Raw genomic sequence first — 12,072 nt, 5'->3', positions numbered from 1 at the left:
TTGGGGCAACCATTTATCGTGGCGTGCCGCCCTCGCTTCAGTCCTCGAAATGGCGTTCGTAATCGCAACGCTCGAGCCACCACTGCAGGTTGTAGGTCCCCGTTGCGATGAGCACCATCAGCACAGCGGAGGCGACGACGGTCAGGCCGTTCATAGCCTTTCCATTTCGCGCGCCATGAGCGCGTCTTCGAGGAATCCGTACCGTCGCGGGCAGTACCGCGGCCGCGGACTCGACGGGTGCGGCGCGGTTGCGAATATTCGCCGCATGATGGCGACGAGCCGCCCGCCAATGCTCTCGCGGCCGGCAAGCGCGGCCGCGGTGCTGAACAGCACCTGCTGCGGAGTGATCAGAACTTCGGTGGATGAAACTTCGGCCTGCAGCGCCGCGGGCTGTTGATGACCGGCCGCGTCGACGGACGCGTTGGTGTCGGGAAGTCCCGTGAGTGGAACCATCATTTCGAGCACCTTCCTTGCCGTTTCCCCGGTTGACCAGGCGTTTTGCCCTATGTAGTCACCGTACGGCCAACTATCACGCCCGACATGCGTACTTCACTACCTGTTTCGGCGGAGCTCGCCGCCGCGACGGGTTAGGTACCACCCGGCGCGATTTCCGGCCGAGCGCACCTCTTCAAACAGTCAGTGCTTGCGGGCGGCGACAGTCGCGGGCGTCGCTGCGGGCAGCTCGTCCCACTGCCGTTGCACCTGCCGTTCCCTGAAGGTGGCGATGAGACCCGACGGCGCGAACCGCGTCGACGGGACCGGGGCCTCCTCGGTCAGCGGCCGACCGGGCCCGCGAATCACGCCCAGCGCCACGATGATTCCCACGATCACCACGAGGACTACGACCAGCGCGAACAATATCGACAGGGTGCCCTGGATGAAGGTGTTCCTGATGACGGCGTCGAGCTGATGGACGTTCTTGGCCGAACCGAACGACGTCTTGCCGGCGTTGCGCGCCGCCACGTACAGGAAGTGCTGGGTCCAGTATCCGACGTTGGGATCCGCCGAGAAGATCTTCTGCCACGACGCGGTCAACGTGACCGCCAGATCCCACAGCAGGGGCAGCCCCGGAATCCAGGCCCACCGCAGCAGGCCCTTCTTGATGACGACGACGGTGATGACGGTCAGCGCGATCGCCGCGAGCAGTTGGTTGGCGATGCCGAACAGCGGGAAGAGCGTGTTGATCCCGCCCAGCGGATCGGTCACCCCCATCAGCAGGATGCTGCCCCAGCCCGCGGCCACGGCCAGGCTGCAGAGCCACACGCCCGGGCGCCAACTCGGGTTACGCAGCTTGGCCAGCGGTCCGCCAAGGTTCCCCAGCGCATCGGACAGCATGAAACGCGCGACGCGGGTGCCGGCGTCGACCGCTGTCAGGATGAAGAGCGCCTCGAACATGATCGCGAAGTGATACCAGAACGCCTTGAGGCCCGCCCCGCCGAGCACGCGGTTGAGCACCTCCGACATCCCGACCGCAAGGGTCGGGGCTCCGCCGGTGCGCGACACGATCGATTTCTCACCCACGCCGGCGGCGGCCTGGGTGAGTTGGTCCGCGGTCGTCGGGGCCCCCGACAGGCCGAGTCCGTTGACGTAGTGCGCGGCGGTGGCCGCGGTGCCGCCGGTCTGCGCGGCCGGGGCGTTGAGCGCGAAGTACAGGTGCTGGTCCAGGATCGACGCGCTGACCAACGCCATCACCGCGACGAACGACTCGGTGAGCATGCCGCCGTAGCCGATGAAGCGCATCTGGCTTTCCTTCTCCAGCAGCTTGGGCGTCGTCCCGGAGGAGATCAGCGCGTGAAAGCCGGACAGTGCGCCGCACGCGATGGTGATGAACAGGAACGGGAACAGCGAACCGGGGAACACCGGCCCGTCGCCGCGGGCGGCGAACCCAGAGACCGCGGGCGCCCGCATGACCGGGTGCGCGATGAAGATGCCGAGCGCCAGCATGGCGATCGCGCCGACCTTCATAAACGTCGAGAGGTAGTCGCGCGGCGCCAGCAGCAGCCACACCGGCAGCACCGACGCCACGAAGCCGTAGCTGACGATCAGCCAGGACACCGTCACCGGCGAAAGGTTCAACCACGATGCGCCCCAAGAGGTTTCGGCAACCCAATTGCCGGCGACCACCGCGAGCATCAGCAGCGCGAACCCGATCAGCGAGACCTCGGCGACCCGCCCGGGTCGCAGGAACCGCAGATAGCACCCCATGAACAGGGCGATGGGGATGGTCATCGCGATCGAGAACACGCCCCAGGGACTCTGGGCCAGTCCGCGCACCACCACGAGCGCCAGCACCGCGATGATGATCACCATGATGACCAGGACGCCGACCATCGCGGCGGCGCCGCCGGCGACGCCGAGCTCGTCGCGCGCCATCTGGCCCAGCGACCGGCCGCGCCGCCGGGTGGAGATCCACAGCACCAGGTAGTCCTGCACCGCGCCGGCGAACACCGCGCCGAGGATGATCCAGAGGCTGCACGGCAGATAGCCCATCTGGGCGGCCAGCACCGGGCCGACGAGCGGCCCGGCCCCGGCGATCGCGGCGAAGTGATGGCCGAACAGCACCCGCCGGTCGGTCGGCACGTAGTCGGTGCCGTCGTCGAGAATTTCGGCCGGGGTCGCGTGATCGTCGCGCGGGCGCACGATCTTCAGTTCGATCAGCCGGGCATAGAACCGGAACCCGATGACGTAGGTGCAGATCGCCGCGACCACGAACCAGACCGCGTTCACCGTCTCGCCGCGCGCGAACGCGATGATCGCCCACGCGACGGCACCGACGACGGCGATGGCCCCGAACACGACCTTGTGCCGGACGGTGATGGGGGAGCGGTCGACGATCGCGACGGGCGGCAGTTGGTCGTCGGTGTGGATGTAGCTGACGTCTTTGTCGTGCACTTTCACTGCCACGGGCGAAACCCTACGCGCGCGAAACGAGCAGCGCCCGGTTTGTCAGTACAGCGTGCGCACCGTATCGATGGTGTCGGCCTCGGACGGGCTTTTGTCGTCGCGGTAACGCAGCACGCGGGCGAACCGCAGCGCCACACCGCCGGGATAGCGCGACGATTTCTGGACGCCGTCCAAGGCCACCTCGACCACCTGCTCGGCCCGCAGCCGCACGACGTAACCGTCGGTCCCGCCGACAGCGAGTTCGCTGAACCGCACCGTCTGCCAGTCCAGCATGGCGTCCGTCATGCCTTTGAAAGTCTTTCCCACCATGACGAATTCGCCCGTGGCGGGGTCGCGCGCGCCCAGGTGGATGTTGGACAGCTTGCCGCGTCGGCGCCCCGATCCCCACTCCACCGCCAGCACCACCAGGTCCAGCGTGTGCACCGGCTTGACCTTCAGCCAGCCCGCGCCGCGGCGGCCGGCCTGGTACGGCGCGTCCGGCGCCTTGGCCATGACGCCCTCGTGGCCGGCGGCGAGCGTCGCCTCCAGAAACCGGGCGGCCTCGGCGGCGTCCCCGGTGACGAGCCGATCGACGCGCTGCGCGGCCGGCACCAGAGCGTCCAGGGCGGCCAGCCGCTCGGCGGTCGGCGCGTCGAGCAGGTCGACGCCGTCGCGGTGCAGTATGTCGAAAAAGAACACCGAAAGGGGTTGGGCCGCACGGGCCTTAGCCACGTCGACCGATCGGCCGAACCGTGACGCGGTGACCTGGAAGCGATGCGGTGAGTTGTCGGGCCGCAGCGCGATCGCCTCGCCATCGGCGATGAGGTCACGCACCGGCAGCGCCAGCGTCGCCTCCACCACTTCGGGCAGCCGGGCGGTGACGTCGTCGAGGCTTCGGGTGTAGACGGTGACCTCGTCGCCGGACCGGTGGATCTGCACCCCCGCGCCGTCCAGCTTGGCCTCGAAAATCGTTGTGCCGCCGTGGCGTTCCAGCGCGTCGGACACCGCCGCCGCGGTCTGTGCCAGCATCGGGCCGACCGGCCGGCCGACGCGCAGGGCGAACGCGTCCAGCGCTCGGGCGTCGCCGCCCATGGCGGCCGCCGCGACGCCGGGCAAATCCCCGCCCAACATCGCGGCGCGCTGTATCGCCGCGACGGGGATGCCGGCGGCCTTGGCCACCGCGTCGGCCATGATCCCGGCCAGCGCCCCCTGGCGCAGCTCGCCGCCGAGCAGTCGCAGCAGGAAGGTCTGCTCGGTGTCGGTCGCGGCGGCGAACAGGCCGGCGATGAGCTCGGCGCGCCGCGCCTGGGATCCCTTGCCCGACACCGCCCCGATCTCCGAGAAGCCGGCGTCCACCCCGGCGACGGTCAACGTCGGATGCGACGCTGGCGGTGGCCGCGACCGCAGCGAGGCCCAGCCGACCCCGATCTGGCGCTGGCGCAGCTCACCCGAGAGCCAGGAGACCACGATGGCGACCTCGTCGCGCTCGTCGGCGGCACGGCGCAACAGGTCGGCGATGTGGGCGACCTTGCTCAGCCGTGACGACGTGCCGCCGACGTCAAGTGAGGTGGTCGCCACGTCGACAAGGAGCACGAAATCAGCTTGGCATGGCTCTCGGACAAGGCGGGGTCAACCCTCGGCGGCGCGCAGGCTAGCGTTCCTGCGTAACGTTACAGATTGCTAGAGATCTGACAACCCGAAAGGAAGGGTCCGGATGGAGATCAACGGGAAGAAGGTCGTCGTCATCGGCGGCGCGTCGGGGATGGGCCGCGCTTCCGCGGAGCTGCTGGCGGAGCGCGGGGCGGAGGTCGCCATCCTGGACCGCGAGGGTTCCGACGGCAAGACGGTGGCCGAGGCCATCGGCGGCGCGTTCTATCCGGTCGATGTCACCGACTTCAAGGGCACCGAGGAGACGCTGCAGAACGCCGTCGACAAGCTGGGCGGCCTGCACGTCATCGTCACCACCGCGGGCGGCGGCATCGCCAAGCGGACGATGACCAAGTCCGGTCCCCACGACCTGGAGTCCTTCCAATCCGTGATCGACCTGAACCTGATCGCCACCTTCAACATCAGCCGGTTGGCCGCCGCGCACATGGCCGAGAACGAGCCCGAGGACGAAGAGCGGGGCGTCATTATCAACACCGCGTCGATCGCGGCCTTCGAGGGTCAGATCGGGCAGGTCGCCTACACCGCCGCCAAGGCGGGCATCGCCGGCATGTGCCTGACCATGGCCCGCGACCTGGGCTCGCTGGGCATCCGCGTGCTCGCGATCGCACCGAGCCTGTTCGCCACCGGGTTGACACAGGGGATTCCCGACGAATTCGCGTCAGCGCTGACCAAGGACGCCGCCTTCCCCAAGCGTCTCGGCCGGCCGATCGAGTACGCCAAGCTGGTGGCGGCCATCGTCGAGAACCCGATGCTCAACGGCCAGTGCCTGCGGCTGGACGCCGGCCAGCGCTTCGCGCCCAAGTAGCCACCCTCACGGGTTGCCCTCCTCGCATTAAGTACACTCTTTAGGCAGCCGCCCCGCTTCCCCTCGAAGCGGGGCAGGCTACCCAGCCGGTAGCGAGGAGGGCCCCTTATGGGTATCGCACTGACCGACGACCACCGCGAACTCGCCGAGGTCGCCCGCGCGTTCCTGACCTCGCACAAGGCCCGCTGGGCGGCGCGCTCGCTGCTTGATGCCGCCGAGGAACCCCGCCCGCCGTTCTGGCAGAACCTGGTCGAACTGGGCTGGCTCGGCCTGCATATCGACGAAGAGCACGGCGGGTCCGGGTTCGGGCTGCCCGAACTCGTGGTGGTCGTCGAAGAACTCGGCCGGGCCGTGGCGCCGGGGCCGTTCGTGCCGACCGTGATCGCGTCGGCGGTGATCGCCAAAGACGGTAGCGCCGAACAGAAGTCGCGGCTGTTGCCCGGGCTGATCGACGGCACCGTCACCGCTGGGATCGGTCTGGACGGCGGGGTGCGGCTCAAGGACGGCGTCGCCGACGGGGACGCCGGGATCGTGCTGGGCGCCGGGCTGGCCGAGGTGTTGCTGATCGCCGCGGGCGAGGACGTGCTGCTGCTGGAGCGCGGCCGTGCCGGCGTATCGGTCGAGGTGCCGAATAACTTCGACCCGACCCGGCGTTCCGGACGCGTCCGCCTCGAGAACGTGAGCTTCGGCGCCGACGACATCCTGACCGGCGGGCGGGCCTCCGCGCTGGCCCGGGCGCGGACGCTGCTGGCCGCCGAGGCGGTGGGTGGCGCGGCGGACTGCGTCGACGCCGCGGTGGACTATGCCAAGGTGCGACAGCAATTCGGGCGCACCATCGCCACTTTCCAAGCGGTCAAACATCATTGCGCCAACATGCTGGTGGCCGCCGAATCGGGCGTCGCCGCCGTGTGGGACGCCTCGCGCGCGGCGTCGGAGGACGAGGACCAGTTCCAGCTGGCCGCCGCGGTGGCGGCGGCCCTGGCGTTTCCCGCCTATGCGCGCAACGCCGAGCTGAACATCCAGGTGCACGGCGGTATCGGTTTCACCTGGGAGCACGACGCGCATCTGCACCTGCGCCGCGCGCTGGTGATAACGGCGCTGTTCGGCGGTGACGCGCCGGCCCGGGATGTCTTCGAGCGCACCGCCGCCGGCGCCAAACGGGAGAACAGCCTGGACCTGCCGCCCGAGGCCGAAGAATTGCGTACCCGGATCCGCGCCGACGCCGCCGAAATCGCCGCCCTGGACAAAGCGGCGCAGCGCGACAAGCTGATCGAGACGGGCTACGTCATGCCGCACTGGCCCAAGCCCTGGGGCCGGGCCGCCGACGCGGTGGAGCAACTCGTGATCGAGGAGGAGTTCCGGGCGGCCGGCATCAAGCGCCCCGACTACTCGATCACCGGCTGGGTGATCCTCACCCTGATCCAGCACGGAACCGATTGGCAAATCGAAAGATTCGTGGAGAAGGCGCTGCGTCAGGAGGAGATCTGGTGCCAGCTGTTCTCCGAACCCGAGGCCGGCTCCGACGCGGCGTCGGTCAAGACCCGCGCCGTCCGCGTCGACGGCGGCTGGAAGATCAACGGGCAGAAGGTCTGGACCAGCGGTGCGCAGTACTGCGCGCGCGGCCTGGCCACCGTGCGCACCGACCCGGACGCCCCCAAGCACGCCGGTATCACCACCGTCATCATCGACATGAAGGGCCCGGGCGTCGAGGTGCGGCCGCTGCGGCAGATCACCGGCGGCTCGGAATTCAACGAGGTTTTCTTCAACGACGTGTTCGTCCCCGACGAGGACGTCGTCGGCACGCCCAATTCGGGGTGGACGGTCGCGCGCGCGACGCTGGGCAACGAGCGGGTCACCATCGGCGGCAGCGGTTCGTACTACGAGGGCTTGGCGCCCGCCCTCGTGCAGCTCGCGCAGCAGTCAGATCGCTTGGCGGGGGCGCCGGTTCGGATCGGCTCCTTCCTCGCCGACGACCACGCGATGCGACTGCTGAACCTGCGTCGCGCGGCCCGCAGCGTCGAGGGGGCCGGGCCTGGCCCGGAAGGCAACATCACCAAGCTGAAGCTGGCCGAGCACATGATGGACGGGGCCGCGATCTGGGCGGCGCTGGCGGGCCCGGAGGTCGCGCTGATGGACGGGCCCGGTGCGGTGGTGGGCCGGCTGGTGATGGGAGCGCGCGGCATGGCGATCGCCGGCGGCACCTCGGAGGTCACCCGTAATCAGATCGCCGAGCGCATCCTCGGCATGCCGCGCGACCCGCTGATCAACTAGCCGCCCGGGTCAGGCGGGCGCGAACAGCGGGGCCCCGCCGCTGCCCCGGTCCGGCCGAATGGCGACGGGCATGCCACACCTAACCGAATCAGGTTCGCAGTCAACGACATTGGCCGCCACCCGCAGACCCTCTTGTTCGGCGAGTTCGACGATCGCGATCACGTACGGAACTGGGATCTCCGGGTTGTACGGATGGTGGTTGACGGTGTAGGTGAACACGGTGCCACGCCCGGACACCGGTCGCGCCACCAGTCGGTCGCCGCAGGCGCGGCACTGTCCGGTCGCCGGATGCACCCAGCGCGCGCAGTCCGCGCAGTAGTCGATGAGCAGCGGCTCGTCCGGCACGACGAATACAGTACACTCAATTGATTTCGATGGTCTGACGGGCGGTGTGCATGACGCATTTCGAGAAGGACGCGATCCTGTCCGGCATCGGTATCTCGCGGATCGGCCGGCGCACCGGCATCGCGGGCCTGGACCTGACCATGGAAGCGGTGCGGTCCGCCATCGAGGACGCCGGGTTGGTCGCCTCCGACATCGACGGCATCGCGACGCTGGGCGACACCCCCGCCCGGGAGGTCAACGCCCAGCTGCGGATCGAAGCGGCCGATTGCGGGTCCGGTTTCGGCACCGGCGGCTTGCTCAGCCCGGTGATGTCGGCGTGCCGCGCGGTTGCTGAGCGTCGCGCCCGGCACGTGGTGGTGTACCGGACCATTCAAATGCTCGGGGGCAATGTCCCGGTGAAGCCGCAGGAGAACGCGCCCGCGCCGCCGCTGGCCCGGATGTTCGAGACGCCGGAGGGTGCGGAACGCCCCGCCGTCGGCGCGATGGACGACGTCAACGACCTGGTGGCGGCCAACGCCTACTCGGCCGCGAACTGGCTGGCGCTCAACTGCACGCGCCACATGGAGTTGTACGGGACCACCAAGCAACAGCTGGGCTGGGTGGCCCTCAACGGCAGGCGCAACGCCGCCCTGAACCCGCGTGCCGTCTACCGCGACCCGATGACCATGGCCGACTACCTGGGCGCGCGGCCGGTGTCCACCCCGTTCGGGCTGCTGGACTGCGATGTCCCGATCGACGGGTCGATCGCGGTGGTGGTCTCGCACGCGGAATACGCCCGGGACTGCCCGCACCGCGCGGTGGCGGTGGAGGCGATCGGCGGATCCGACGGTGCCGGGGGCTGGTTCCACCGCGACGACTACCCGAAGATGGCGATGTCGGACGCGACGGCGCAGATGTGGTCGCGCACGGACCTCAAGCCGGCCGATCTGAAGGTCGCCGAGTTGTACGACGGCTTCACCTATCTCACCCTCGCGTGGCTGGAGGCGCTGGGGGTCTGCGGCGACGGCGAGGCCGGGCCGTTCGTCGAAGGCGCCGCGCGGATCGCCCGCGACGGTGAACTTCCCGTGAACACCTACGGCGGTCAGCTCTCGGCCGGGCGCATGCACGGTTACTGGGCGTTGCACGAGGGTTGTCTGCAGCTGCGCGGCGAAGCGGGGGAGCGGCAGGTATCGCGTCGCCCGGACGTGGGCGTCGTGTCCGTCGGGGGCGGGCCCGTCGCCGGCTGCATGTTGCTGACATGCTGAAAACGCCTGCGCCCAAACGTCGTTGGGGCTGACGTGAGCACCCGCCTGGCGAACAAGCTGGCTTCCAGGATCGCGCGGGACCTCGAAGCGGAGATCGTTCGCCGCGGTTGGGCCGTCGGCGAATCGCTGGGATCCGAGCACGCGCTGCAAGAGCGCTTCGGGGTGAGTCGCTCGGTGCTGCGCGAGGCCGTCCGGCTCGTCGAACACCACCAAGTCGCCCGAATGCGCCGCGGGCCGGGCGGCGGGCTGATCATCTGCCAGCCCGATGCCGGGCCCGCCACCCGCGCCGTCGTCATCTATCTCGAACATCTCGGCACGACGCTGGGCGACCTGCTGAACGCGCGCCTGGTGCTCGAACCGTTGGCGGCTTCGCTGGCCGCGGAACGGATCGACGAGGCGGGCATCGCTCGGTTGCGGGCGGTATTGCGCGGCGAAGAAGCGTGGAGGCCCGGGCTCCCCACGCCTCGGGACGAGTTCCACATCGCCTTGGCGGAACAATCGAAAAACCCGGTCTTGCAACTCTTCGTCAACGTGCTGATGCGGCTCACCACCCGGTATGCCCTACAGTCGCGGACCGACTCGGCGTCCGAGGCCACCGAGGCGGTCGACCGGATGCACACCGACCATTCCGAGCTGGTCGACGCCGTCACCGCCGGCGACTCGGCGGGCGCCAAGACGCTCAGCCAGCGGCACGTCGAGGCCGTGACCGCCTGGCTGCAGCACCACCACTCCCGCACCCCGAGCCGGCGGCGCAGGCCGCGGCCACTCGACATCGAGGTGCCGCGCGGCAAGCTGGCGGAGATGCTGGCTGCGACGATCGGTGACGACATCGCGGCGAGCGGCTGGCAGGTCGGGTCCGTCTTCGGCACCGAGACGGCCCTTCTCGAGCGCTACCGGGTGAGCCGCGCGGTGCTCCGCGAAGCGGTGCGGCTGCTCGAGTACCACTCGATCGCGCACATGCGCCGCGGGCCGGGCGGTGGCCTCGTCGTCGCCAGACCCGAGGCGCAGGCCAGCATCGACACCATCGCCTTGTACCTGCAGTACCGCGACCCGAGCCGAGAAGACCTCCGTTGCGTCCGGGATGCCATCGAAATCGACAACGTCGCCAAGGTGGTCAAGCGGTGCAGCGAACGCGAGGTGGCTGCCTTCCTGGCCGCCCACCGGTCGGAGGTCGACGAAGCGCCCGGCGATGTCGCTGACGCCGCCGTGGAGGAGTTCCGGTTCCACGTCGGACTGGCCCAGCTGGCCGGGAACACGCTGCTCGACTTGTTCTTGCGCATCATCGTCGAGTTGTTCCGGCGGCATTGGTCGAGCACCGGACAGGCGCCGCCGACCTGGGCGGACGTGCTGGCCGTTCACCACGCGCACCTGCGGATTGCCGATGCGATCGAGGCGGGCGACGAGAGCCTGGCCCGTTACCGGGTTCGCCGTCATCTGGACGCCGCTGCCTCCTGGTGGCTTTAGGAAAATACTGAGTTCTCAGATGTGATCTGCAGCGCGGTATAGCGAAGGCCCGCGGCGGGTACTGGGGAGGGAGAAGTTAGACGGCCGGTCCAGCAGGGGGTTGGCGTTTGGGGATCGAAAGCGAGAGTTGTGGAGTGACGACCGGCACCGAAATCGGCCAGCTCGGCTTCGTCCACTCCGCGCTCATCTACCAATCCCAGCACGAGTACCTGGATGTCGTGACCCGCTTCGTCAGCGAGGGGTTGGCGATGGACGAGGCGGTACTGGTCGCGGTCCCGTCCGACAGGTTGGCCTTGCTGCGCGACGCGCTCGGCCCGAGCGAGGCGCCGGCGGGTCTGCAGTTGGTCGACATCACGGAGGCGGGCCGCAACCCGAGCCGATTCATGGCGATGGAGGGGTCTTTCGTCGACGACCACCCCGATAGGCGGGCGCGGATCGTCAGTCAGCTCGCCTGGCCCGGACGCACCCAGCAAGAGTTGGTCGCCTGCGTGGAACACGAGGCGCTGGTCAACGGGGCGATGGACGGCTACCAGGTGACCGGCTTGTGCCTCTACGACGGCAGCCGGCTCGATGCCGATGTGCTCGCGGACGCGCGGGCGACGCATCCGCTGCTGTGGCGGGGCGGCGCCCTGCAGCACAGCGCCGACTACGCGCCCGACGCGGTCTTGCGGCGTTGCAACCGGCCGCTGCCAGGGAATCCGGGGGCCGTCACCTACACGGTGCGGAAGTCGGCGGATTTGAGCCCCGCGCGGTCGTTCGCCGTCAACTACGCGGGATGGATTGGCTTGTCCCAGGACGGAGTCGAGGATCTGCAGCTGGTCGCCACCGAGCTGGCTAGCAACAGCTTGATGTACACCGACGGAGCCTGCGAGCTCGCCTTCTGGCGCGACGACGAATATCTGGTCTGCGAGGCGCGCGACACCGGGTGTTTCGAGGATCCGTTGGTGGGACGCCTGGATCCGGGGCCGTGCGGTCCCGCCAGCCGGGGCCTGTATCTGGTCAACGCCATCTCCGACTTGGTGCGCACCCACACGACGCCGAGCGGAACGACCATCCAGGCGTATCTCCGCTTCGAGCCGTCGTCCGGGCCGACCGGATAAAGCCAGCGGCCCCCGGGAATCGCTTCCCGAGGGCCGCTGGAAAAAATCGGTTAGAGGCCGCCGACAATCCCGCCGACCGTACCTAAAATCCCACCACTACCGCCGCCGACCGTGCCGCCGAGCAGTCCACCGCTGCCGGCCGCAGATGAAGCACATCCGGTCGGGAGTAATAACACCGCTGCCACCCCCGTGGCCGCTGCGACCGATTTGAGGGTTTTCATGGTGCGTTTTGCCTTCATGATGAGCCTTCTTTCATCATTCCTTCGAGGGGTTGTTGCACAGCCGTTGAATG

Annotated in this window: 10 protein-coding genes; 5 read left to right on the top strand and 5 right to left on the bottom strand. The window is 69.0% G+C overall.

Annotated elements, in window-relative coordinates:
- Window positions 1–150: 150 nt before the first annotated feature.
- The 3 genes from BRW65_RS05180 to BRW65_RS05170 all read right to left on the bottom strand — a co-directional run bounded on the left by BRW65_RS05180 (window position 151) and on the right by BRW65_RS05170 (window position 4,476).
- Window positions 151–456 (bottom strand): hypothetical protein, encoded by a 306-nt coding sequence (locus BRW65_RS05180; RefSeq protein ID WP_073872016.1) that lies wholly within the window; start codon window positions 454–456, stop codon window positions 151–153.
- Between the two features lie 180 nt (window positions 457–636).
- Window positions 637–2,904 (bottom strand): carbon starvation CstA family protein, encoded by a 2,268-nt coding sequence (locus BRW65_RS05175; protein WP_073872014.1) that lies wholly within the window; start codon window positions 2,902–2,904, stop codon window positions 637–639.
- A 42-nt stretch (window positions 2,905–2,946) separates the two neighbouring features.
- A complete protein-coding gene (locus BRW65_RS05170; RefSeq protein WP_073872012.1) occupies window positions 2,947–4,476 on the bottom strand; it encodes an ATP-dependent DNA ligase in 1,530 nt (509 codons plus the stop codon).
- Between the two features lie 121 nt (window positions 4,477–4,597).
- Between BRW65_RS05170 and BRW65_RS05165 the strand changes: the two genes are divergently transcribed.
- Together BRW65_RS05165 and BRW65_RS05160 are read left to right on the top strand one after the other, a co-directional pair.
- Window positions 4,598–5,356: an SDR family NAD(P)-dependent oxidoreductase gene (locus BRW65_RS05165; RefSeq protein ID WP_073872010.1), complete on the top strand. Its 759-nt coding sequence runs from the start codon at window positions 4,598–4,600 to the stop codon at window positions 5,354–5,356.
- A gap of 108 nt (window positions 5,357–5,464) precedes the next feature.
- Entirely contained in the window at window positions 5,465–7,627 is a 2,163-nt protein-coding gene (locus BRW65_RS05160; protein WP_073872008.1) for an acyl-CoA dehydrogenase, read from the top strand.
- 9 nt (window positions 7,628–7,636) lie between these two features.
- On the opposite strand, the gene BRW65_RS05155 is transcribed toward BRW65_RS05160, so the two are convergent.
- Entirely contained in the window at window positions 7,637–7,972 is a 336-nt protein-coding gene (locus BRW65_RS05155; protein ID WP_073872006.1) for a Zn-ribbon domain-containing OB-fold protein, read from the bottom strand.
- A 50-nt stretch (window positions 7,973–8,022) separates the two neighbouring features.
- On the opposite strand from BRW65_RS05155, the gene BRW65_RS05150 reads away from it, so the two are divergent.
- The 3 genes from BRW65_RS05150 to BRW65_RS05140 all read left to right on the top strand — a co-directional run bounded on the left by BRW65_RS05150 (window position 8,023) and on the right by BRW65_RS05140 (window position 11,780).
- Window positions 8,023–9,216, top strand: a complete 1,194-nt coding sequence (locus BRW65_RS05150; RefSeq protein WP_073872004.1) for a thiolase family protein — start codon at window positions 8,023–8,025, stop codon at window positions 9,214–9,216.
- A gap of 33 nt (window positions 9,217–9,249) precedes the next feature.
- A complete protein-coding gene (locus BRW65_RS05145) occupies window positions 9,250–10,680 on the top strand; it encodes a FadR/GntR family transcriptional regulator (RefSeq protein WP_084187714.1) in 1,431 nt (476 codons plus the stop codon).
- Between the two features lie 134 nt (window positions 10,681–10,814).
- On the top strand, window positions 10,815–11,780 hold the full coding sequence (locus BRW65_RS05140) for a sensor histidine kinase (RefSeq protein WP_073872000.1): 966 nt from the start codon (window positions 10,815–10,817) through the stop codon (window positions 11,778–11,780).
- 50 nt (window positions 11,781–11,830) lie between these two features.
- Here the strand turns inward: BRW65_RS05140 and BRW65_RS05135 are convergent, their stop codons facing one another.
- Complete coding sequence (locus BRW65_RS05135) at window positions 11,831–12,019, bottom strand: hypothetical protein (protein ID WP_073871998.1); 189 nt, start codon at window positions 12,017–12,019, stop codon at window positions 11,831–11,833.
- Window positions 12,020–12,072 lie beyond the last annotated feature (53 nt).

It is taken from the genome of Mycobacterium paraffinicum, from assembly GCF_001907675.1.
GTDB lineage: Bacteria > Actinomycetota > Actinomycetes > Mycobacteriales > Mycobacteriaceae > Mycobacterium > Mycobacterium paraffinicum_A.
The sequence above is the reverse complement of the archived record's forward strand: the minus strand, read 5'-3'. Positions and strand labels throughout refer to the sequence as shown.

Bases quoted from the DNA above. Each gene is read 5' to 3' on its own strand.
- BRW65_RS05180 (WP_073872016.1), bottom strand. From the start codon at position 456: ATGATGGTTCCACTCACGGGACTTCCCGACACCAACGCGTCCGTCGAC.
- BRW65_RS05165 (WP_073872010.1), top strand. From the start codon at position 4,598: ATGGAGATCAACGGGAAGAAGGTCGTCGTCATCGGCGGCGCGTCGGGG.
- BRW65_RS05160 (WP_073872008.1), top strand. From the start codon at position 5,465: ATGGGTATCGCACTGACCGACGACCACCGCGAACTCGCCGAGGTCGCC.
- BRW65_RS05150 (WP_073872004.1), top strand. From the start codon at position 8,023: ATGACGCATTTCGAGAAGGACGCGATCCTGTCCGGCATCGGTATCTCG.
- BRW65_RS05135 (WP_073871998.1), bottom strand. From the start codon at position 12,019: ATGAAGGCAAAACGCACCATGAAAACCCTCAAATCGGTCGCAGCGGCC.